This is a genomic window from Mucilaginibacter gossypiicola (genome assembly GCF_900110105.1).
GTDB lineage: Bacteria > Bacteroidota > Bacteroidia > Sphingobacteriales > Sphingobacteriaceae > Mucilaginibacter > Mucilaginibacter gossypiicola.
Genome location: NZ_FOCL01000005.1, coordinates 341,348 through 364,524 on the forward strand (window position 1 = coordinate 341,348; position 23,177 = coordinate 364,524).

Annotated in this window: 22 protein-coding genes; 13 read left to right on the plus strand and 9 right to left on the minus strand. The window is 40.9% G+C overall.

Annotated elements, in window-relative coordinates:
- Positions 1-10: 10 nt before the first annotated feature.
- Together BMX50_RS18975 and BMX50_RS18980 are read left to right on the plus strand one after the other, a co-directional pair.
- Positions 11-1,435, plus strand: a complete 1,425-nt coding sequence (locus BMX50_RS18975) for a RagB/SusD family nutrient uptake outer membrane protein (protein ID WP_091212122.1) — start codon at positions 11-13, stop codon at positions 1,433-1,435.
- Positions 1,436-1,457: 22 nt separating this feature from the next.
- Positions 1,458-2,888 (plus strand): TlpA family protein disulfide reductase, encoded by a 1,431-nt coding sequence (locus BMX50_RS18980; RefSeq protein WP_167668013.1) that lies wholly within the window; start codon positions 1,458-1,460, stop codon positions 2,886-2,888.
- A gap of 36 nt (positions 2,889-2,924) precedes the next feature.
- On the opposite strand, the gene BMX50_RS18985 is transcribed toward BMX50_RS18980, so the two are convergent.
- From BMX50_RS18985 to BMX50_RS19000, 4 genes are all read right to left on the minus strand, one after another.
- Positions 2,925-3,218, minus strand: coding sequence for a hypothetical protein (locus BMX50_RS18985; RefSeq protein ID WP_091212124.1), 294 nt, complete (start codon positions 3,216-3,218; stop codon positions 2,925-2,927).
- Positions 3,219-3,315: 97 nt separating this feature from the next.
- On the minus strand, positions 3,316-3,735 hold the full coding sequence (locus tag BMX50_RS18990) for a MauE/DoxX family redox-associated membrane protein (protein WP_091212125.1): 420 nt from the start codon (positions 3,733-3,735) through the stop codon (positions 3,316-3,318).
- A gap of 9 nt (positions 3,736-3,744) precedes the next feature.
- A complete protein-coding gene (locus BMX50_RS18995; protein WP_091212126.1) occupies positions 3,745-6,324 on the minus strand; it encodes a lanthionine synthetase LanC family protein in 2,580 nt (859 codons plus the stop codon).
- A 117-nt stretch (positions 6,325-6,441) separates the two neighbouring features.
- Positions 6,442-7,017 (minus strand): Crp/Fnr family transcriptional regulator, encoded by a 576-nt coding sequence (locus BMX50_RS19000; protein ID WP_091212127.1) that lies wholly within the window; start codon positions 7,015-7,017, stop codon positions 6,442-6,444.
- Positions 7,018-7,246: 229 nt separating this feature from the next.
- Between BMX50_RS19000 and BMX50_RS19005 the strand changes: the two genes are divergently transcribed.
- Complete coding sequence (locus BMX50_RS19005) at positions 7,247-8,416, plus strand: hypothetical protein (RefSeq protein WP_091212128.1); 1,170 nt, start codon at positions 7,247-7,249, stop codon at positions 8,414-8,416.
- Positions 8,417-8,638: 222 nt separating this feature from the next.
- Here BMX50_RS19005 and BMX50_RS19010 read toward each other — a convergent pair whose 3' ends face one another.
- Positions 8,639-9,031, minus strand: coding sequence for a hypothetical protein (locus BMX50_RS19010; protein ID WP_091212129.1), 393 nt, complete (start codon positions 9,029-9,031; stop codon positions 8,639-8,641).
- Complete coding sequence (locus tag BMX50_RS19015) at positions 9,028-10,953, minus strand: hypothetical protein (protein WP_091212130.1); 1,926 nt, start codon at positions 10,951-10,953, stop codon at positions 9,028-9,030. Before BMX50_RS19015 ends, BMX50_RS19010 begins: the two co-directional genes overlap by 4 nt.
- A gap of 210 nt (positions 10,954-11,163) precedes the next feature.
- Between BMX50_RS19015 and BMX50_RS19020 the strand changes: the two genes are divergently transcribed.
- Positions 11,164-12,303: a hypothetical protein gene (locus BMX50_RS19020; protein WP_091212131.1), complete on the plus strand. Its 1,140-nt coding sequence runs from the start codon at positions 11,164-11,166 to the stop codon at positions 12,301-12,303.
- Positions 12,304-12,308: 5 nt separating this feature from the next.
- Positions 12,309-12,809: a hypothetical protein gene (locus BMX50_RS19025; protein WP_091212132.1), complete on the plus strand. Its 501-nt coding sequence runs from the start codon at positions 12,309-12,311 to the stop codon at positions 12,807-12,809.
- A gap of 327 nt (positions 12,810-13,136) precedes the next feature.
- Here BMX50_RS19025 and BMX50_RS34935 read toward each other — a convergent pair whose 3' ends face one another.
- Complete coding sequence (locus tag BMX50_RS34935) at positions 13,137-13,289, minus strand: hypothetical protein (RefSeq protein WP_244281040.1); 153 nt, start codon at positions 13,287-13,289, stop codon at positions 13,137-13,139.
- A gap of 39 nt (positions 13,290-13,328) precedes the next feature.
- Positions 13,329-13,628 (minus strand): type 1 periplasmic-binding domain-containing protein, encoded by a 300-nt coding sequence (locus tag BMX50_RS34940; protein ID WP_244281041.1) that lies wholly within the window; start codon positions 13,626-13,628, stop codon positions 13,329-13,331.
- Between the two features lie 415 nt (positions 13,629-14,043).
- Between BMX50_RS34940 and BMX50_RS19035 the strand changes: the two genes are divergently transcribed.
- The 4 genes from BMX50_RS19035 (at position 14,044) to BMX50_RS19050 (ending at position 19,418) form a co-directional block, all read left to right on the plus strand.
- The gene (locus BMX50_RS19035) at positions 14,044-15,789 is read left to right on the plus strand and encodes an ATP-dependent nuclease (protein WP_091212133.1); all 1,746 of its coding nucleotides are present in this window, start codon (positions 14,044-14,046) and stop codon (positions 15,787-15,789) included.
- On the plus strand, positions 15,786-17,426 hold the full coding sequence (locus BMX50_RS19040) for a UvrD-helicase domain-containing protein (protein WP_091212134.1): 1,641 nt from the start codon (positions 15,786-15,788) through the stop codon (positions 17,424-17,426). Before BMX50_RS19035 ends, BMX50_RS19040 begins: the two co-directional genes overlap by 4 nt.
- 86 nt (positions 17,427-17,512) lie before the next feature.
- On the plus strand, positions 17,513-18,703 hold the full coding sequence (locus tag BMX50_RS19045) for an AlbA family DNA-binding domain-containing protein (RefSeq protein WP_091212135.1): 1,191 nt from the start codon (positions 17,513-17,515) through the stop codon (positions 18,701-18,703).
- Between the two features lie 64 nt (positions 18,704-18,767).
- Positions 18,768-19,418: a hypothetical protein gene (locus tag BMX50_RS19050; RefSeq protein ID WP_091212136.1), complete on the plus strand. Its 651-nt coding sequence runs from the start codon at positions 18,768-18,770 to the stop codon at positions 19,416-19,418.
- 169 nt (positions 19,419-19,587) lie between these two features.
- Here BMX50_RS19050 and BMX50_RS19055 read toward each other — a convergent pair whose 3' ends face one another.
- Positions 19,588-19,821: a hypothetical protein gene (locus BMX50_RS19055; protein WP_091212137.1), complete on the minus strand. Its 234-nt coding sequence runs from the start codon at positions 19,819-19,821 to the stop codon at positions 19,588-19,590.
- A gap of 406 nt (positions 19,822-20,227) precedes the next feature.
- On the opposite strand from BMX50_RS19055, the gene BMX50_RS19060 reads away from it, so the two are divergent.
- The 4 genes from BMX50_RS19060 (at position 20,228) to BMX50_RS19075 (ending at position 23,074) form a co-directional block, all read left to right on the plus strand.
- Positions 20,228-21,073 carry an RteC domain-containing protein gene (locus BMX50_RS19060; RefSeq protein WP_091212138.1) on the plus strand — a complete coding sequence of 282 codons (846 nt, stop codon included), beginning with the start codon at positions 20,228-20,230 and terminating at the stop codon, positions 21,071-21,073.
- A gap of 309 nt (positions 21,074-21,382) precedes the next feature.
- Positions 21,383-21,640 (plus strand): hypothetical protein, encoded by a 258-nt coding sequence (locus BMX50_RS19065; RefSeq protein WP_143065218.1) that lies wholly within the window; start codon positions 21,383-21,385, stop codon positions 21,638-21,640.
- Positions 21,641-21,887: 247 nt separating this feature from the next.
- Positions 21,888-22,130: a hypothetical protein gene (locus tag BMX50_RS19070; protein WP_091212592.1), complete on the plus strand. Its 243-nt coding sequence runs from the start codon at positions 21,888-21,890 to the stop codon at positions 22,128-22,130.
- An 11-nt stretch (positions 22,131-22,141) separates the two neighbouring features.
- Complete coding sequence (locus BMX50_RS19075; RefSeq protein ID WP_091212140.1) at positions 22,142-23,074, plus strand: toprim domain-containing protein; 933 nt, start codon at positions 22,142-22,144, stop codon at positions 23,072-23,074.
- Positions 23,075-23,177: the final 103 nt, after the last annotated feature.

Below are 23,177 nucleotides of genomic sequence, written 5' to 3' on the forward strand. Positions count from 1 at the left end.
AAAAAATATTATGAAAACAGCAAATATCTTTATTCAGTGCCAGAATTACACCAAACATTTATATAATAGTATACAAAGAATGCTGCTTGCTTGTTCACTGCTTTGCGTATTGAATAGTTGTAATAAGCAGGATGATTTTCTTGCCGCGAAAACAAATTCTGCTCTCGCGGTTCCGGTAACACTGGATGATTATCAGTCATTGATGCAGAATCAAGGCGTCCTCAATATCAAAGATCCGGCATTAGGACAGATAGCGACAGACGACTTTTATGTAACGAAACCTGTGTGGAGCGCGCTCGCTACCACGACAGAAATTAAAGGTTATATATGGGATAAAGTCGTTTATGATGCCGGGGCGAATATTTTGGATTGGTCATCCGCATATAAGGCAATATATTACGCCAATGTGGTTCTCGATGCACTTCCTAAAATTAAAGTTAGCCCGTCGGAACAAGGGAAATATAATGAAGTTAAAGGTGATGCTCTTTTTTACCGGTCCGTTGCATTATACAATCTCGTCCAGACATTTGCGATGCCCTTTGACAAAAAAACAGCTGAATCCGATCTTGGAATACCTTTACGATTGAATTCCGATTTGAAAGCGCCCTCAGTACGTTCCTCCGTGAAGCAATGTTACGATCAAATTCTTAGTGACCTTAAAATTGCGTTAGCCCTGTTGCCCCAAAAAGCAGCAGTAATAACTTCTCCCTCTCAATTGGCGGCACAAGGTTACCTTGCGCGGATAAACCTGGCCATAGGGAATTATGATCAAGCATTTAAATATGCGGATTTATGTTTGAAGGATTTTGATGTGCTCACGAATTTCAACGACTTGGTCCCTTCTTCGGCTTCTCTTAGTAACACATTTTTGACTGAAGAAATATTTCATGCTACGCTGCTAAACTACGGTATAATAGCGCCAAACTCGAAATCAATAACTGATTCCGTGCTATATGCATCTTATGAGGCAACTGATTTACGCAAAACTCTATTTTTTAGGCTCAAATCGGGATTGCCTTATTTTAAAGGCAGCTATGATTTTAAAGGGAATCTTTTCAGCGGTCTGGCCAATGATGAAATTTATTTGATAAGGGCCGAATGCCTTGCAAGATTGGGTGATAAAAACGGAGCGCTCACTGATTTGAACAATCTGCTTTCAAACAGGTACGTCAGAGGGGCTTTTGCCCCGCTGACAGCAGTAAGTCCAGAACAAGTTTTATTGCTAATACTAAAGGAAAGAAGAAAGGAATTACTTTATCGGGGACTTCGATGGACTGACCTGAGACGATTTAGTAAAGAACCTCAGTATGCCGTTTCGTTGTTTCGAAACATTGACGGAAAAACCTATTCGTTGGAACCGAAAAGTCCAAGATACGCGTGGCCAATTCCTGATAATGAAGTCCTGGTGAATAATCTACCGCAAAATCCAAGATGAAATGCCAAGAAAGATAAATTCAATGAAAGCAATATTTTTAATATCACTGGCTTGTACTATTTCTTTTGCTTACCAAGCTTTTAGCGCTACGGCATCCGGTATAAACAAGCAGGCGGACTCAGCCGTCATCACTGGTTGGATTAAAGAATTGAAAGATGGCGATACCATTCTGATGAACCTATATAAATTTGGTGAGTTTCAGGGGTGTGATTTATCAAAATCTACTATTACGAGCCAAGTAAAAAGGGGACGTTTTTCATTTCAGATTCCCTTGAGCAAGGATCCCCAATACATCGACTTGTTAGCACCCTCGCCAGCAGAATTTAGAATCAGTTCATATCTTATTGAACCCGGTGACCGAATTCTTGTGAGCAATGCGGGTGGGCGAACGCGTTATTGCGGACATGGGTCTGAAAAGTGGCGATTAAAAGAAGAAACGGATAGATTAATACGCAACTATGTCCCGGGCAGAATCCTGAATGGTCATCAAACAGGTAAATTTATTGGGTCTTTTAACAGATATATTGAAAAAGTTTGCAATAAAATTGCAGGCGAACGAAGTCAGATTGGTGTTATTGCAGCAGACATAATGATTGCTGACCTGATTGGAGTGGCAATGCACATGAGGTCTATGGAATTGTTTGACTATTTCAAAGGCGTTTCTACAAATCGGACTGATTTACAGAATTATGATCATTTATCTATAAACCGCTTCAATCCCGATGCGAAAATATTAAAATATGCTGACTATTACGCATTTGGAGTCATTGAGGAATTTAAACTGGATTCCTGCTTTTTGACCGGTAAAGCATTTGTTGTCGAAATTGCCTACAGGTATTTAAAAAAACGGTATTTCAATGCTCCGGCCTTTCGTGACAGGTTACTGACTTTACTACTTTATACAAGCAGAAAAGATGGGCTCAGGCGAAATGTCCTTGATGATGCAATAGCAACTGTAAAAGATCCATTATTTCTTCGCTTACTTGATGAACTTAGGCAAAGGTCGGCTAACGGAGCTATTGCGGCGGACTTCGCTTTGCCTGATAGTTCAGGAAAACTGGTGCACTTGACGGACTTCAGGAACAAAGTTATTTTGATTGATTTCTGGTTTTCAACTTGCGGTCCCTGCAAATCGCTCGGTGTAATCTTAAACGATTTGGAGAGAAAGTACATTGGCAGAAATGTAGTTTTTATTTCAGTTTCTGTCGATAAATCAAAAGATCGTTGGATAAGCGCGATAAGAAAAAAGGAATTTGTCACTGACTACAGTATCAATCTTTTTACGGAAGGCAAAGCTTTAAATCATCCACTTGCTAAACATTACAACATCAACAGCTGCCCGACTTTGTTGCTCATCGACAGCGCCGGTAAAATTAATAACAGTTTCGTTGAGCCGCATGAGGACCATGGCGCCGGCCTTATATTGGCTATTGATAAGATGTTAATGAAATGAACGAAAGCTTCCCAAACCGGGAAGCTTTCCTGTTTGTTAATTACGGAGTTGCCCTTCGCTGTCGTTTTGAACATTTGCGCCGGCCGGCAATTTATCCTGATAAGCGGCACCAGTCACATCATAAGTCGATGTAATTGTACATGCAGCATTTGGAAGCGCCGAGGTATTACAACCATCGGGCGCCGATGTAAACCAACGAAAATGTCCTGCCGACGAAATTCGCCCGTAATAAAGCGTGCCGAAATGTTTCTTCGGAGAGTTAAAGGCGTAAGCGCTTCCAATACCCGAAACTGCTGCCAGGGCCATCATGGCCATTCTGATTTTTTTCATGCTATTTAATTTAAGTTATTGATTTCCCGGTTTTACCTCAGGACCGGAAATAACCTGATTTCGCGCGTGAAATATTTTTGCTATCAATTGATCTGAATTAAATATCGATATGCTGTTTAGTGAGCTTTAAAGAAAGGAAGCCAACACCGATAAATACTATATTCAGTGCGAGATGGCCAGGCCACCTAAGCTTTGTAAGTAGCCCACCACAAGGACATGGCATAAATGGAAATAATTTTAACAATGCAAAGGCGATGTATATGCTGAAAATGGTCATCAGTGTTAAAAAGCAATAAAGCCCGACAATTCTGCTTTTCTTAAAAATAATTAGCAGGGCCGTAAGTATTTCGACAGGGGGCAAGAGAAGAATAACGACGGGTCTGAAAACTATGGGTATTGGCTGGTTGTTCATTGCCCGTACGAATGCGCTATGATCAGCAATTTTGCTAAAAGCTGCATATAAAAACAGCAGGATTATTAGCGCATTTATGAAGTCAGCTAAAAATTCTTTTTTCATATTGTAGAGTTAAATAATTGAAAATTTGAGATTTTCAGGTTTCAAGTAATGCATAAGAAAATGAAGGATTCCTGCCTGCCCGCTCAGTAAGCCTGGTATAAAATGCGCATCCTTCACAGGCATCCAGTAACGCGAGCTAGTGTCGTAAGTGGATCCGCTGTGCAGAAGAAATTCAGCAATTGCATCTGCACGGCGCTGCCAGTTTTCGTCACCGAAAACCCGGTAGGCCTCCAAATAGACTTCGCCAATGCCGCCAAGACCATTCTCAAATCCGAGGTAATCGGTATCGGGATAATCTGGATATGCATTTAAAAGTCTATAGACGGCATCTTTAATGTGCTTTTCTTTTTTAGATTCATAGGCCCTTATCAACATGAGTGCTATTCCATGGAACCCGCTTCCAAGTCCGGAAAGAGCGATACCGAGGTCTGGCATCACATTGAGATCCTGCCGCAGTTCAGAATCCAATAATCCGAGAATATAATTTACACCATTGGAGATTAGCTGATCAGCTGTTTTTGACTTGTAGGTTTTCTGATACTCGATCAGAAAACAAAGAATTCCAGAAGTTCCGTGAAATAAGCCTGGCGGAAGCAAATAGCCGTGTTCATGGGAAGAGTACCACGACCCATCTGTATTTTGGGTACTCATGAAATAATCAGCGAGCTCAGAAAGTAGCCGTGATGCTATACCCGGTTCCAGGAACGGAAGGCATTTGAGTAATGCTATTCCGTACCCGGCCTTTCCTGTTGCCAGATCACTTCCCTTGGCAGGTTCAGAGAGGAACAGTAAAGTTAATTGAGACCGGGTAACGTGGTCAGTCGTTATCATGCTGGCATCCAACAAAGCCGCTATTAACAAGGCGATTCCGCTATTTCCATTAAACAGGTCAACTCCTTGTTTACTGGCCTGCCATAGATAATTATTGCTCAATTTTCTGAAAAGATCATCGCCAAAGTCCTCTAACTCATAGGTCGTAAAATCAGCTTTTTTTGCAGCCGCGATACAGAGCAAAATCCCTGATAGACCCGAACTTAAACTGTAATTATTGATGTTGACGGCGCCAGCGTCCGGATTATATAAGCTTGACTTGAAAATGTTTAGTCCTTTAAGTATTGTTTCCTGTGCGCTTGACTTGGGCAATGCTTTCCTTACATCAATACTTTCTGTCTGTGATTTAGTGAAAAGTGCCGACAAGGATTCACGAAGATCTAATGCTTGACCTGCTAAGCGGAGAGCGGCGATTTCATGAGCTATATCTCGATTCCCCAAGAAAAATAACAATTGTTTTTCCAATACGCTCGGATCGGTGTTTTCAAATTTTAGTGGCGAACAGCCGCTAAACAGTTTGATCAATATGCCTGATAATCCGTAGAGATCATCGCGAATGGAAGGTTCATTTCCTTGAAATTGTTCCCGTGTCATATAACCTGGTGTTCCGACGCCAAACGGGGGTTCCGGCCCTTGCCTGTTAAGCGAAGCCGAAAGCTCAAAATCTGTCAGGACCAATTCGCCCGAGTTCCTTACGATGAAATTTTGCGGGTTAAGGTCGCGGTGCACATAATTAAGGGAATGCAGGTTTTTAACGATATCGATGACCTGTTTAGCAAGGTTGATAACGATGGACTGGATTTCAACCGTAGAAGATTTAAAGCTCTTCCCTGCATATAGCGATTGCACCCGGTCGCTCAGGCTTTGGCCTTCAATATACTCCATCACCAGGTAGCCGTCACCATCAGATTCGAAGTAATCCAAAACTTTAGGAATGCTCAATTGAGCCTGCAAAACCTGGTGGACACGAAACTGCCACGAAAGCCTGCTCCTGATATCGCGATGATGATCGTCGTAGGATTGCGACTGTAAGCCTTGCTTGATCAAATACGTTACCGGGTTTAAAGTCCAGGAAAGCCTGATTGCTTTAAAAACCTTCCCCTTCGGGTCATCTTTGATGATTTCAGTAAGTACGTATTTTCTAACGATCTTCGGATGTTCTTTTCTTTTGACGGTTTTGAAATTCCGAAAAGGCCATGCGTAGCCTGTAGCCCTCCATTTGATAGCTGAATTCGAATTCAGGTACTGCTCGGGATTTCCGTGTCCGAATCTCGCAGGAATGCATGATGTAAATACACAATTTCCGAGCTTGAATGATCCAGGTATATCCGGGCCGGCAAAGTCGACGGCCAGCCCCGTAATTTGAACAGCCAACTGCCTTGCTTCAATTTCATTTTTAGGGTATAGGTTGATAACTTTTCCATACGTTGATGGCCCGTGTTTTCCTGTGAGGAGGTTTTGATGAGCCTGCCTGTCTGCAGGGATATCGAATGGAACGCTGAACTGCTTAAGTAAAGGGAGAAGCACGCCCAGGAATTTCGAAGTTAAGGGAACGACTAAGGAAATATGCAGTGCCCATCCTTCGAAGGGCTTATCAGCCCCGACGCTCAGATAAGGATAATTGACGGCGGAATTGAATTTTCCGGCGTTTAGGTATTGTCCATAGTCGCCTGACCCACTATTCGTGTGATTGAACATTTCGGCCGCCTGTGTCTCCACCGGCAGGAAGGAGTCATTTTCGAAATTTTTTACATCCATTTGGTCTCCTGGTTTGATGAACCCAAGTTACCCATGGTTTTTGGTGCTGATTTTGATATACCGTATCAAAAATCTGATATTCCTTAACAAATGCCGCTGTTTTCTACGGCGTCGACTTCAATACGGCAGGCCCTTATGGATTCGGCTGAATGTTTCTTTGGTTATATTCAGGTATGAAGCGATAAGGTAATGAGGAACCTGCAGCGTCAAATATGGTTCCTTTATTTTCATGAGATTGTACCTCGCCTTAGCAGAGCCTAACCTCAATAAAGATTCCCTGTAGCGCCCGGCAATTGATACCTCCAGCGATAGCATGATCATTAAGGATGCCGCCTCACTATATTTTTCGGCGATATGCATAAGGTGCGCAAAGGGAATGGTAAGCACCTCGACCTTGGTAACGGAAATGACATATTCTTCACCGGCTGAATTGTTAAAAAGATTTGGCGGGATCACCAGTTCTCCTTCCTTCTGAAACCATGCCGTCATCCTGTCTTTTTCGCCTTCAAATGCGCCCCGTATAATTCCGCTTTGTATATAGTAAATGGATGTCGGATAATTACCCGGCGATAAGATCGTCTCAAGTGCTTCGTATCTGTTAAACCGGGCCTTTTCCGTGATTGCGGTTATTATTGCCGGAGATATATCTTTCGTAATTGTGAGCCTATTTATAAGCCCTTTAATATCTGTCATCGGATATTTTTTTTCGCAAATAAATCATTCATGATAACCCGGTCAAGTGGCAACAGGTGGCAATAATATGCCATCTTATCGCTGAAAGACCATAAGTGTCGGAAAAACAACTAATATTTCTGCTTTTTTTCCCTGTATAGGGAAAAATTAATTACTTTGTAAATAATATTATAGCTTAAAGGAGTAAAATACGGCAGTTTAGCGGTCATGGGTTGTGAACAAGCAGATTATGATTACATCACTTACAAAAATAAAGGCATTTATTCATACTTACGGGGAATTGAACAACGCAGAGATTTCTGCGGCAACGCTGGAGGAACTAAAAACATTTGCGGGGCACGCAGTGACTTCTCTTATTTTAAATATCGACGATGAGATCGTTTTAAAAAAAGACGAGCGGGAAAGACTTTTGTTTACGGAACAGCTGCAGTTAGCCCTGATAGGTATTATCGATGACCTCGCAAAAATAAGCCGGGGCAGCGACGATTTAAGCGGGATCTTCGTTTGGCTCGATACTGAACTCATAGGCTTGCTCGAACACCTGCACCAATATTTCGGAAGTTATTTTAGTAACGAGGTACCGGTTCCGGCAAGCTTTGTTATTCTTCATAAACGAAAAATTTATCCCGAATCAATTGAATTAGTCGCTCAGTTTCGTAAAATGGTCAGCGATGAAAACTTGACGGACCTTTTTTCATCCTTTTTGCTTGCAAATAATGTTAAGGACCGGTTTTTTATAAGGAAATGGAACCAATGGCTATTTTACAAAAATTTCATCGCAGAGGCTACCTTGTTTTTTAACGGTGCTCTCCCGGAAGAACCGAGTATCGCGGTCATGAAATTATTCATAGAACTCAATTTCAACAGCCTCTATGTATACAGCTATTTTCTGAAGTTCATGGATGGAATTTCGTCCAGGGACGCGGACGACGAAGAAATAGAACACGAATTATTTTACCTCCTTAAAATTTTCCGGCAAATCAATACGCGTTACCAGAAAGGCTTCGACCCCGAATCAAAGACGTTAAAAGAACTTATACGAGGGGCCATAACCGCAGAACTCAAATATATTTCGCAAAAAAATAAACTGTTTCAAAAAGTTTCCAAAGGGACTGAGGAACCCGGAGTTTCCAGGTATTACTTCATGGTGATGGTAACCCTTGCTGAACTGATGTTTCTGTTGAGGATTATGGTCGAAACAGAATTCCTGGTTACCAAATTGAAGTCACATATATATGAATTTGTAGCTAATCATATCCGGACGCAGCGTGCGGAGAATTTTTCAAAGAAGAGTATGCGAAACCGGTTTGGTTCAAAACCCTTCTCCGACGGCATCGTACACAATGTCAGGCAGTGGTTGTTGAAAATGGTTCAACATATAGATTTACATTATAAATGATTTTGGTTTCTTATTAGTATGAAGCTTGAATTTATTATAAGTTGTCAGTCTAATACCTTAATAATTAGTTTTTACAATTGTATAGTTGTTCTTTATTACAATATCGTTGTGCACTTGGTTTTCCGAATTACATAAGTTTACAGCAACTGATTGTAAATTAAACGAAAACGAATCCATAAATATACTCATGAATTCGTTGTTGATAGCATTTAGTGCGTCAAATCATTCCTTGACATTTTTATCGTGCGGCGGTAGAAACTTGTCTAATTCTTCAAATTCATTGGCGGTTATTTCGATCGTTTTAGTATTGTCTTTTTCCAAGATCAGCTTTGTCTTCGTCAAATCATAAAGCATACTGATTCTTTCGCGTTCTGTTTCAAGTTTGGCTTTTTCAAGTTCAGCATCGCGTTGGTTTTTTCTATTAGTTACCCAGGCAGTGATTGCGGTAACTACTATCGGGCTTAACGTTGAAATTATTCCAATTAATCCCGGCTCCAATTGCATTCCGGGTGTGGATTTATAATCCTCCTCAATTTCCAGGGTAGCATCTGCCTCATAAATTAACTGATGGATTTCTTTAAGGTTGTCATGATCGCTTTCGATGCGAATTTTCATATTAATATTTTGTTTAAGGTTTTAAAAATTAAATCTGTTTGCGGTATGTTATTTTCTATTAAAAACTTTCGCCAGATCTGAACTTCAGTTAGCGCGAAATTTTGGAGAGCTTGCGTGCCGGCGAATATCTGAAATTGTCCATTAACTTCTTTACTTTGATGCTCCACAAACATTGGCAGCAAGATAAATTTATGGTTGATTTCACTATCGAAATTGATGTAATATAATAGTTCCGGCACAAGCATTTTACTTGCTTTGATAAATTCCACAACCGCGGGAATGGAAAAGATTGGCCTGGCGTCATGGTTGTAACCGTAAAAGTCAAGACTAATCGAAGAAAACAGGCTTTGACTTGTTTCCCTATAACGATCTTTCAGGTAAGCAATGAAGTCCGGAAACATCGTTTTCGTCCTTTCATCTTTGATATCCTGAGCGTCAATAGTCAGGAGGTATCCCGGATTCAGCAATTTGTATTCAAAACTACGGGACTTCGAAGTGCGGCGACCATATTCTTCATAATTGGCATCGGCTTCTTCTTTCGAGATTTTAATCAGGGTTTTATTAGCTAAATTTATTTTTCTATAGAAAAGATAGGCAAAAAATTGAGGAAAGCCACAGTCATTGAAATCTAAAGGAATAGAGTTCCAAAGCTTGCAAAGGCCCAGGGAATAATAAGAACAATCCCGGTGATGGCAATTGTTGTCTATGGAAGAATGAATCCTTGAAAAGAGTGCGAGTTGCGTTTCTTTTATCTTGATCAATTCCTTAACATAAAAAGGATAAGTAAGGCCAAGCGGTGTAATGGAATCACGATAATCTTCACCCATTACGATTGAACCGTTTCTTCCATCAAAATCTTTGTAGTGGTAATGGATAGCAAAAGGATAATATTCTTTCAGTAATTCCTGAAAGGTAGCTTTGTTCGCCTGCAAAATGCGGGTTTGATAACCGGGTTCATTTTTAATGCGAGCCACTACTTTCTTAAATTGTTTATTTAGCGGAAAATGTAATGCCCCCCCTTCGCCGTCAGCTCTGGCGGTAACAAGCTCCATATCTTCGTAGTGGACGGTAGAAACAGGGATAGTCATCAGAAAATGATGCTTTTTCGGATCAAGGATAATTCGGCCCATTTTACTTTCCAAAAACGACATAACCTCATTAAAAAGCTCATCCATCGACTTTCTCTTGTAGTCAAGTCCTCGGATATTTATATAAGAAACCGCACCTGAAAAACCGGATAAAGGATCTGTACAGCTAAAAGCCGCCTGTACAATTAAAGGCAGGAGATTAAAAGTATTTTCTCTGCCCAGCAACGTTTTTAAGAACCGGTAGGTTTTTTTGTAACAATTGTTGGCAGGATTGTTTATCCACTTTTCGAACCCTTCAGCAGTCGGATTTTCCTCGTAAATCCGATACTCAAAAATTGTTGTGGCATCTTCCAGCAAATCGTTCAAAGTGAATACATTACTTCCGTAAGTTTCAGTTTCAGGAATACGTATTTTGAGGTGGGACTTTTCGATGTAAAATTCAACCAACTGGTGAAGGAAATAATAATTTCGAAAGAAATCATCATTCATGTGAATACTGCTAATCGGAAAAGATTCAACTGTCGAATCTTTTAACTGGTTGCCTAAGTACATTAAATTATCAAGCTCCAGCCAGCTCAAATAATACAGGAAGGGATAAAACAGCCCTTGAAGGTAATGATGAAATTCATGGGCAAGCACCCTAAGCATTTCCTCATTTGACTGATGTTCCATTGAAAGATGTCGCGTAATAAACTCACGCCTGATAGGCGCCGATGTTTCCGATTCCTTCAAGTACTGCCGCATGGCATCAGTACTTTCCGGTGACATCCCCGAATACCTGTTGATATGAATGATCCTTAATGTAGTATCAAGGTATGATTTTACTTGCGGCATGATAAGATTTGTTAGGCAAATATATGTAACGATATTGCCAATATCCTATTTAAAACAAGATTACATAAGTGTTAAAATTAATCTTGCTGATCTGATTTCGGGATATTATATATCAGTATAAATATGAAAAATAACTTGCTCATCTATTGTAGCTATATTCGTTTTCACCTATTCCGATCATTTGTCAAGAATCCTTTAAAATGAATTTCAATGGAACAGAGCAAATTAGATATTGAAGATGGACATTATGGCGGCAAATTAAACTTGCAGCTTTGGAAACTAAAATCGGATCCGAGTCACAAAGAATCTTTTATCGAGTTATTTCAGAGCATTGTTGACCTGAACTTACTGGACATAACGCTTGAGTTCCTGAAAGAGCATTTTAACGAAAAATTAAACGATATCGTTGAACTGGATGTTCCAAAACTCGGGGACAATAAGGAGTTGCTCGCGCGTTGTCTCGATATTAAGATCCTGGTTCATAGTTCAAATATCAAAAAACACCTAAAGACAGCAGTTAATAATTATTGGGATGTGTTTCTTGCTACCGGTCACCATGAGTACCTGGTCAGATATTTAGGTTTGATACGGCTGGCTAAGGCTATGTTTGCATCGCAAATCGATGAAATTTACGAACGAATCAAAGAAATTGTGATACCGTTACCATCGATGTACTGGCAATTGCAAATCATTAAACAGATGCCGGCTGTTTTCGGAAAGGAGAATTGCCAGGAATTACTGGGCGCACAAATTGAGCAGAAAATAATTGATTTGAAAAAAAGCCTGGACTTTAATGCAGCGCGTTTATGCGTTCAAAGCTTAAGGGCTCTTGAACTTATTTCTGACGATGTTTCTAATATAGAGCAAGCGCTATTGTTTGAATACGAAGCAGATTTAATCGTTAGCGAGAAACAACCCAATACCTTTTACCCGACTATTTCACAAAAATATACCATAGCATTAGAACAGGTATTCAACGTACCCAATTCCCAGGAAATTAAAAACAGGATCATTTTAAAGTTGCAGGAGGCACAACTTGAGGATTCAAAAATGATTAACGCGGTCGGTATAAGCATGGGGGCGACAATAGATTACAAGGGTATTCAGGAGACGATCAATTCTTTAAATCTGACCAGCTTTTACGATGCGTTTCAAACTTTACTTATGTTGCCGATCCTTCCGAAGCAACCAATTGACGAAACCGCAGCAATCGAAGATGAAAAGGAATCACCCATTGCCAAAGCATTTTCGAAACATGTGAAACTTTCAGGCAAGGGAAAACCGATTGGATTCGGGGAGGAAAAGAAGCCAAAGCGAACGTGCTCAGAACGAGCCATCGTGATATTTTGATCGTCATGATCAAAATGTTAAAAACCGTCATGGATATGCATGCGCGGCTAACAAAGGATCAACTTTTTGACATTCTTCAAAAGCTCGATAGCCCTTTTGTTCCAACTACGAGGCTATACATCTATACGGAGGGGCTTGGGGCAGGATTTGAAAATAACTTTATAATGGCATCGCATTTTTTGTTACCACAAATTGAAAATAGTCTAAGGGTAATCGCTGATTTAAAACAAATTTCTGTAACTAATTTTAGGAAACCTGAACAGTTTGAGAACACATTTGGGAGGGTACTTGAAAAACTTGCGCCTGATATGAATGCAGACCTCTATGCTGAATTGCAAAGTTTTTTCCTCGATTCCACTAATGTGAATTTTAGGAACGAATTGTTGCACGGATTAATCGATACCGCCAGCACCCAGCACTTTGGCTATTACGCCTGGTGGCTAAGCCTTAAATTGATTTATTTTACAAACACTTATTTTAGTTTGGGCAAAACCGAAAACCCCTAAAATTTCACCAGGTGCAATTTTTTTTTAAGTTGATTTTCTGACATTCAATTCCGTTTGTAAAATAACGTGCTGTTTGAAATCACTCCTGACGGTGTTCAGCCTGTTAAGCAAAATTGTAATCAGCTGGTCGGCAATGATATCAATCGGCTGAGCAATAGCGGTGACCGTTGGGTTACTCAATTCGAAGACCTCGAGTAATCGAAAGAGATCAGCGCGATGTCCTCCGGTATGCGTTTATTTAGTTTTTTGAGTGCCTTGAGTCCGCTCGTAGCGAGGCAATTATTCCCAAACAAAATTGCATCCGTTTCCTGATGCTCATTTAAGAAATCAACAATCGGGCCTGCCAGTTTTTTTTTTAGCCTGGTAGAAATCAACCGCCCTGAAATTTGTTTTCAGCTTGCTTTCATCCATTGCCTTCGTATAGCCGCCAAGCCTGTCCACCATCTGGCTCTGGTGCGCATGAATGCTGATGAATGCCACATTTTTATATCCCTTGTCGATTAAATATCGTGTCGGGTTTTAAGTGCTGAATAAATTATCAACCAGCACGTAATCAGTTTCTACTTCCGGTAAATTTCTGTCGAAAAGTACAACCGGAAATCCGTCCCTGATGAGTGCCCTAATATCGTCTTCCACGCCTTGTGGTGGCACGATGATGTATCCGTCAACATGCCTGTCCCGAAGCATGGCGATCAGTTCCCGGGTTTTATGCGTATCGTTATCTGTGCTGCTGTAGACAATTTTATACCCGTTTTTATAGGCTCGTTCTTCAATCTGCCGGGCTATGCTGGAAAAGAAGATGTTGGATATATCTTCCACCAATAATCCGATGATATTTGATTTACCGGTATGAAGGGTTTGGCAACGGAATCGGGTTTATAGCCGACCTGTTCAACATATTTCAAAAACCGGTCAACCAATTCCGAACCTATCCTTTTTTCACGGGCCTTCCGTTTAAAATAAATGAAACAGTTGTTTAAGATATATTCAGGGCATTGGCTATATCAACATTAGATAACTTCTTTTTCAAAGGTTTAATGTTAATTGTTCAAATATAGAATATATATGCGGGGCGTTGTTTTAAACAATTCCCACGATTGCAATTACCTTATCAAAATATGATCTGTATCATATATGATCAAAAATTTCCAAGAGCCTGTGGAAATTTGTTGCGTTAAAAAGGTTAATAGAAAATTCAGTAATTTCAACGATCAATTTAAACCTGATCACAACAATGAAAATTACCAGGATAAGACTTAAAGGCTTCCGAAATTTTAAGAATTCCTTAATCAACGTGACTGAAAAGACACTGATTATCGGTGCTAACGATGTCGGCAAATCTAATATGCTGCATGCCATGCGGATCCTACTGGATCGCTCTATGTCTGATTGGGATATTGAACCAAAGGATTCTGATTTTTATTGTCACGAAGAAACAAATGAACTTGCAATCTACATTCGTTTCGAAGAGGTCACAGAAGATTGCGTTTTATCCAAGCTGCCCGGCAAAGTGAGTGATGATGGCGTTCTTTACCTTGGTTTCAAGGCCTGGAAAGATACGCATGATTATAAATTTTACGCCGGCTCTTCCTTTGAACTGTTGGAAGAAATTCAGGAACGTTTTTACCGGAAAGTACTTCACCTTAAATATATTAGCAGCAACCGTGATTTAGCGGGATACATCAAACGTGAAAAAAAGGGTTTACTTAAAGAGGCACAAGACAAACGTACCCCGGCGCAAGAAAAAGCAGATGATAAAAGCATTTCCACAATTGAGAAAAAGCTGAGCGAGGTCAACGATAAAATTGTAAGCCTGGCGTATGTTAACAAGGCAACAGAGGCCATCAATACCGAGCTCAAAGAATTGTCTTTTCATCATGAAGGACAGGAAGTCATCTTTGACATCGGTGCATCCGACGTTAACAGCTTTATCGAAAATCTTCACCTTTCATCCAAAGTGAATACATCGAACCTGGCCATTGGTGGTGACGGAAGAAACAATCAGATATTTTTGGCTTTATGGGCAGCAAAAAATGGGATCAACGAGGACAACCCGCTGGAAGTGGTCTTTTACTGCATCGAAGAACCCGAGGCCCACTTGCACCCGCATCAGCAGCGTAAGCTGGCGGAATACCTCATCAAAACGTTGAAAGGCCAGGTTTTTATTACCTCCCACTCCCCACAGATAGCCTCTGAATTTTCGCCAAATTCTATTGTCCGTTTAAAGCACACAGGTAAATCTACCAATGCAGCCAGCAAAGGATGTAGTAAGATCATCGAAGATTCGATCTACGAATTTGGTTATCGCCTGAACGTTATTGCCGCGGAGGCATTTTTTGCCAACGTCGTATTTCTTGTCGAGGGGCCATCTGAAATATTATTTTATAAAGTATTGGCGAGGGAACTTGATATAGATCTGGATCGTCTCAATATCAGCGTATTAGTGGCAGATGGTATCGGCTTTGACGTCTTTGTAAAAGTCTTAAATGCTTTAGCTATTGACTGGGTCGTTCGGACTGACAATGACGTTTTTAAAATCCCTAAAAAAAGCGAATACCGTATGGCTGGCCTGCAGCGTGCAATCAGTGTTTACGACAAAAACGTGGGAACAGACGGCGACATTGATCGCATGATCAAGGAAAAAAGCCATCTTTTGACGGGTTTTCCTTTAAAAACCCCTCCAAAATCCACATTGGAAGCTGTAAAAGAACTTATCACTGAGCTGGAGATTTATAATATATTCTTATCCGAAACAGACCTTGAACAGGATATGCTTGGCCAGGGCCTAAAGACTTCCATCTTTAAGCATTTAGGGGTCGATACCAACGCCGATGCACTTGAGCAGATGCAAAAACGTAAAGCCTCGTTCATGTTCGAATATCTACGGAAAAACGCCACGGTGCTGAAAAAACTCAAAAAAAGTGCATTGGCAGCTCCATTACTGGCCTGTCAAAAGATCATCACAGGGAGTTCGAAATGAAAGCGACCGACCAGCAACAAAAAATAATTAACTACGAATCAGGTTCGCTTGTCATTATTGCAAATCCTGGCAGCGGGAAAACCTACGTAATTTCAGAAAAAATCAAATTGATCTTACCGCGAATAATGGAATTTAAGGGAGTCATCGCGATTTCCTATACCAATAAGGCATCCAACGAATTGAAACAGCGTTGCTTCAAGGACGGTCTTGATCCAAAGGGTTCTTTTTTCGGCACAATTGACAAGTTCTATTTGCGCGAAATCATACTTCCTTTCGGCAAAATGCTTTTCGGAATTCCTTATAATGATATCAGCGTAATCAAGCTTAAAGATATTGATGAGGAACGCCAGGAAGAATGTCTATGGATAGCGGATCTGGCAGGAGGCGAGACGCTTTCCAAAACACAAATCAAAATATTAAAAAAACTGTTTCTAGGCGGAATCCTGGTACTTGAAACTATTTCATTACTGGCCCTATATGTATTCGACCATTCTATCGCCTGCCGGCACTACCTGAAAGCACGCTATACTCATATATTTATTGATGAATACCAGGACTGTGGTTTAGAGCAACATCAGATCTTTTTACAGATCAAAAACCTGGGGTTAACGGCAATTGCTGTTGGAGATGCAAATCAATCAATTTTCCAGTTTTCCGGCAAGAGTTCCGAATTCCTGATTGACCTTGGTAAACGTAAAACAGAATTTAAGTTGTTTCCGCTGGATTTTAACCATCGTTGCCATCCATCTATCGTGAATTACTCATTGCTATTGCTCAACAGCGAAGCAGAGCTGTTGCAGTCCAAAGAAATATGTGTGTTTGAAAAGCAAGTCGTCGGAAAGGAAGACCAAATCGCAAGCTGGTTGAATACCGCAATTCCCAGCATCAGTAAACAATTTGCCGTCGCAGAAATGCATAAGATCGCAATCCTTGTCAAGAATGGAAGAACGGGTTCGATCATTAATCAAAACCTAAGTCTTGCCCATAAATATTTTGAGAACACCCCGCTTGATGAAGATTTCACCATGTGGTCGGGCATCTTCCGTGATTTATTGAATCTTTGTTTTGACCGTACTTTATCCCGCACGTCATTCGTCGAATCATTTATTGACACGAATGCTAACCGAAAAACTGCCATTGCCGTGTTGCAGCTAATTAAAGAATTAGAAGTCGGGCTAAATATTAAAAGCCCTGCAGTTGATGAGCTGATTAAGCAATTTATTGCCATTGCAATAGCATTACATCCAGCTGGTACCAATAAACGATCAATCGAATTACTTAGGGACATTCTAGCGACACCAATCATGTTGGACGTTTACCGTCCCGCTCAAAGTACAGAAGTTCAAATCATGACGCTCCATAAATCTAAAGGGCTAGAATTTGATGCCGTTTTTCACCTTGATCTTTGCGAATGGATTTTACCGCAAAAAGCAATCAATAGTGGAAAAACAGAATTTCCAGATTTAACCCAGGATGTCAACCTGCACTATGTGGGCATCACAAGGGCGAAAAAATGTTGCGTATTAATTCATAGCACAAAGAGGACAAATTTTAAGATGGAAATTAAACCTGGCAACCCATCAGAATTTCTGCAATTTGATGCATTAGCGGACAAGAGAACCATCTCACCGCATTGAAAATGATCGACCTGCTGAAAGGTTGTTTAGGGCCGGTTGGTTACAGCAATGCACCCCTGAGATGATCTAAATCGAATAAAATTCAAATGAGTAAACATATAGACGAAATAAAAGAAATCATAGCCCATGAGGGTGAGGGCCGAAGTATTGATTTTAAATCCATAGAATATAAAAGCGGGATTTTCATGGAGTTCCTCAAAGACGTGATGGCGATGGCCAACAGTGCTCATATTGGCAACCGCTATCTAATTTGCGGCGTCAAATACACATCAGATACCGACAAACAAATTTTAGGAATTGAGGGGCCTGTCACCGATTCTGCGGTTTATGCGCAACTCATCAATGACAATATAGAACCCGAGGTTCATTTTGACTATGTTGATTTTGACTACGAGGGCAAAATGCTAACTGCTTTTGTAATCTACGATTGTTTGGACCAACCCTACATGTTGAAGAAAGCATATATTAAGCTTCAGGCCGGAGATTCTTTTATTCGTAAAGGCAGTTCAACCAAAAGATTAATGCGGAGCGATATTGACCGGATCTTTGAAAAACGGTCGTCTTCCAAATATTTTCAGGGCGAACTGAATTTGTATTTCAAAGAAACTGGCGCCGATGATCTGATGGTTAGGGTTGCCAGGGATTTTGAATTGCCTTCCGTGACTTTTAAAAAAAGAGCCGAAGCTGTCATCCGACAGAAAGAAAGCCAGGACTACATCAGCCAGGCATTTGGTTCCCGTAGGCCGAACGGGCCTGCAGGCGACCTTGCGCTGGAAAATTTGACAACAACTGAAATTCAATCCATAATAAATTCAATTCCTGAAAATTGGGTTCAGGAGGATCAATATGCTTTGAAAGAGCTTTACAGTTATAAACTTAATGCCGAATTTGTCAATAACGGCGAAGAATATGTGAAAGACCTTTCTTACATCATTACGGTAGAAGGTCCTGAATCGTTGACGATTGCAGAAAGAATCATGTACAGACAGATAAATATCAATACCTCCAACGGCATTAGGAGAGGCTTTGAAATGCAAGCCCCGGCCAACTTAAATGAAGGTTATCCAAATATTTATAAAGAAAACGGTAAATACATTATCGCAGGAAAATTGGGTGACCTGAAACACGGCTTACCTGAGAATTTGTTTCAGGTACCCATCCGGTTGGTCATCGCAAATCCCGGCTTAATTAATAGCGAGGTTCAGTTCAATTGTAAATTCTACGGAGAAAATATCCAAAACTTTATTGTCAAAACATTAAAAGTCAAATTCATCTAATTTTCGATCAGTCAGTATTTTTTGTAAAACAAAAAAGGCTTTACACAAACGCTAATAAACATTCATGCAACCCATATATATCAACAGAGATAAAAACGAGTATAAATTTTTCAAAAAGAACTTTATTGAGATCTGTAATGAATTTCGTTCCCAAAACCGGGCGCTGGCATTCGCATTTATTTTATACGATTTCAAATCACCACAAGTGAAAAAGGTATTGGAGGATCGGGATTATTGGAATGCCCTGAATGCTATTTCCGGCAAGCACCTGACAGTATTTACCTTTCATTATAAAGAGCGGCCGAGATTTAAACCGCACAATATCCTTACCACGTTAATTTCCATGCCTATTTTCGGACCGCCAGAAAACGAAATTGATGACATCATGATCAAATACTTCGATAACCGGCAAAAAATCTCTTACCCGGCGATCTTGTTTTTCCAGGTAGACCAAATCAAGGTTATTGATACGATGCTGATCGGGTTAAATAACGAACAGATTGAGGAATCATTTTTAGAAATCAAAAAATACCTGGACCGTGGAGTTAGCGCACTGAGTAAAATTGACCCACAAAATAGAGACAATCATAAGGAAGTATTTGATTGCCTGGAAATGGAAATAAAGAACTTTCAATCTATTAAATTGATCCAAAGGATGACCAGACGGGCTGGCAACATACTTGGCCTCGTTTCATCGATTAAAGGGCTATTTTAACTATTTTCAGATATGCCACGAGGTAGAAAGGATTGCGCGTTCTGTGCCCGTAAATTGTCCCAGCGCTATCCGAAAGTTTTATTGCGGCAAACCATTCGTTTTCAAAAAACTGATAAGCATTTCCTCTTTAGGTTTGCAGATCGTTCAGCTTTCGGGCATCTCAATGGAGCTATGGCGTTACTAATAAAAATAGCTGATTACGGTCTTCCAGGAACCTTATTAACTCATTCAGGCAGTCGTAATCAAAACCTTCAAGCCTTTGCAACTTTACCCATCCCAGTACGACGATCTCTTTTAAAGTAGTGAATTCCAATTGCCTGGTTTTTTTGATAAATCTTTTGCTAAAAGGGCAATGATCCAATGGAACATAAAAAAGTTCATTGATTTCTAATCTGTTTTCCATGTTAAAAAAATAGCGCGGGTCAGCAGCTATCTGTAAGAGAGGTCCGGCTAAAGACCTACACACAAGGTAAACTGTTGCCCGCGCATAACGCGGACGATCAGTCTATTTACCCCCTGTGTGTTTTTGAAATTTAGCCGGTTTCTCTTTACAAGGTTAATAGCGTCGCCACTAAAATATATTTATATCTGTCTTATTCTATTTCATGCTTCAAAGTTAGCTATACAGGATTAGGTTTTCAACTCGCTGTCTAATTAAAATTACATATTCGCGTGGCTGGCATTTTACGGGTTTGCTTTATCCAAACCCTGGTTGATTATCCCTTTATTGCATGAAACCTGCCACCCTTGCCACTTTACCCTGTTGCGAAAACCTGTTTGATTTGCAGTATTGATTGATAGTAGCTCATATGGAAAAGATTAAGGCATTACAGGAGAAGTTATTTTCGTTACTAGCTTCACTAAATTTCGAAGCCGATCTGTCATTAAGACAACTTAACATGGCATTGGCCGTAATCAGCTCGGCCGTCGGAGAACTGAGAACGCATGTCGCTGTAATTCGGCTTTCGCCGGCTGAAGAAATAGAATTTTTTAAACTGATCAAGCCAAAAGTAATCGCCCTTCATTTTTACTACACCCATTTATTTAAACTGGAAAACGAAAAACCGGTGGGAGATCCGCAAACGGTCAGGCAATATTACCACAATGCGCTGATGAGCCTTACTGCATACTTTTCGGAACACCGTTTCTATTATGATTACTACCGGTCCGGATCCACCGACCTTGATCAATATTTATTTATACGCGGCGCTTCGATTCCCTTAATACCGCTTGCAGAACTTGGACCGCCTGACAAGGAGTTTTCCTCGTTTCTGGATCATACGCTCGCGAAGTTTATATCTCTGGAATACCTGAGCGATCATATCGCCGACAAATTGGGCTACAGCGGAAATTTAAAGCTTTCCAATTCAGATGAAAATCCCGGTAAAATAAAAGGGAAATTGAAATGGACCGGTGAAACCGTTAACCTGGTCGAGATCGCTTACGGCATATGGTTGACCGGCCAATTGAATAACGGCAATGCCACCATCACAGATATTTTTTATTGGTTGGAAGATAATCTGCAGGTATCGATTGGTAAACCCCACAGGCGCTGGTTAGACATATCGAAGCGAAAAAGACTAAGCCCCACAAGGTTTATCAACGAGATGGAAACCCAGATCATTAAAAGGATCGACAATGAAATCGCTAAGTAGGCCGGCAAGTATAGGCGTTTTGTTTAGGCAATTGGGTAGCATACCGATTTACTACCTGACAAATGAAAAGGCTTCATCTGAAACCTTTTTTGCTATAAATAGGATAATGTCTTCCAACGGGAATTCCCTGTTTTAGCTGCTGGAAATTAGTTTTTTCGATTTTATATAATTGATAATCAATTAATTGGTGTTGTTTTTTTGTTCTCTATCCTAATATTTCAGGTACCGTACCCCAAGCCAACCCAAAAGCAATTCCCATCCTTCCAACCTTTGTTCATGCCCCGGGATTAGCACTGAGGTATGTTGAAAATGAAGCTTGGAGAACTCATTATCCTATTGAAAAATGCCACGGCCGGATGCTCAAAAGCATTTACGACGGCGACATATTCAATGCCGGTAACAATTTCTAAAACCTCAGCATATCATCTATATGGCAGGACCAATGTAGATCGCTGGCTCAGTGAAGGCCTCATTAAAATTTCGGATAAAAAATTGGATCGTGCGAAGCTGAATGCCGTTGCCGGCGCCAGTAACCGCGTGACCTATCTGCCCGTGGCAGAAAGATAAACACCGCTGGACGCGGGAAGCTCTTTGACGTACAGGGATGAAGCATTATTCCGATAACCACCGGAAAATTTTGCGAAGGTGAGGTTGAAAGTATACCAATAACTGAAAGCGCATTGGCAGACGAGAGTCCGTATCGTAGGATACGACGTGAGTAATCCCGAAAATATTAACCGGCAGAAGTGAATTGAACGGGTTCGATGCCCGCTGCCGGTTCATGGAAATATCCCGGATCCAATTAGAAAAATTCATGCAGCAAGTTGCTGAACTGGCCGCTATAACGACTTTGGTGAAGGCTGGACTGCTCAGGCCTTATCTCAAGAAATCAGAAGCATTTAACATTTACGGAAGGAAAAATATAGAACGATGGTTAGAGCAGGGTTTGATCACGCCAAGAAAAGACGGTGATCACTCCGCGGCCTGGCGATTGGATAGGGTAGAGCTTGAAACGATTGCCAGGGCCATCAGCATCTATTATTGCCTTCCCCCTTAAAATTCGACTATATGACAGAAATATTAAACGCAAAGCAATTGAAGGACCGGGCTTCTTTGGTGGATCTTCTGGCAAATCTCGGTTATAGCCCTGCGCGAAAGTCGGGCAAAGAATTAATGTACCGGAGTATGCTGCGGGACGATGACATCAACCCCTCTTTTGCCGTGGACGATGCTATCGGTGGCTGGTATGATCACGGAACGGGCAAGGGTGGAAACATTATCGACTTTGGCCTCAAATATTGGCCATTGCTCACATTCAAGGAAGTTGTCTCCAAAATCAATGAAGTGTTGACCGGGAGCATCCAGCCCGTTTCTGATCACAGGATAAAACGGGCACGGGTAAGGCGAAAAGTTCCTTATTTTATCGTATCAGAAATCAAAAGTATCGGAACCCACCCTGCGATATCTAATTATCTGAAAGGCCGCGGAGTTTTTGAGGTTGGAGCCGGTCTCCTTTTTGAAGTTTACTACTACGTAGATGGCGTGCAACCGCAGAAAGAGTTTTTCGCGGCTGGCTGGCAGAACGAAAATGGGAGCTGGGAAGTAAGGAACCGTTATTTCAAAGGATGTGTTGGTACGAAAGGCATCTCCTTCATTGCCGGTGACGAAAAGAAACTCGCGGTCTTCGAAGGTTTCATGGATTACCTGACCTGGAAGATTGATAACCACGATGCAGAGCACAGCATATTGGTTTTAAACTCGCTGGCACTTTTAGCTGCTGGTATCGCCAAAGCCAGGCAATTCTCCCATATCGACATTTACTTCGACCGCGATATCCGCGGTCATCAAGCCACCCAGGAATTAATCTCGGTATTGCCATACGCCACAGACAAGTCCGTGGCATATGAAGGCTTCAATGATTACAACGCCATGCTCATCGCTTTTATCAGGCAAAAGGATTCCTTTGTGTCCACTGAGCAAACCAAGAAAAAGACAATTTAATTTCACCAGTTTCAAGTCGTTACTAACCCAATCTAATATGGTTTTCCTTTACGGAAAACCTTTTTGATTTTCTAACGGCAAGATGTCTTTTTGTCGGACAAAA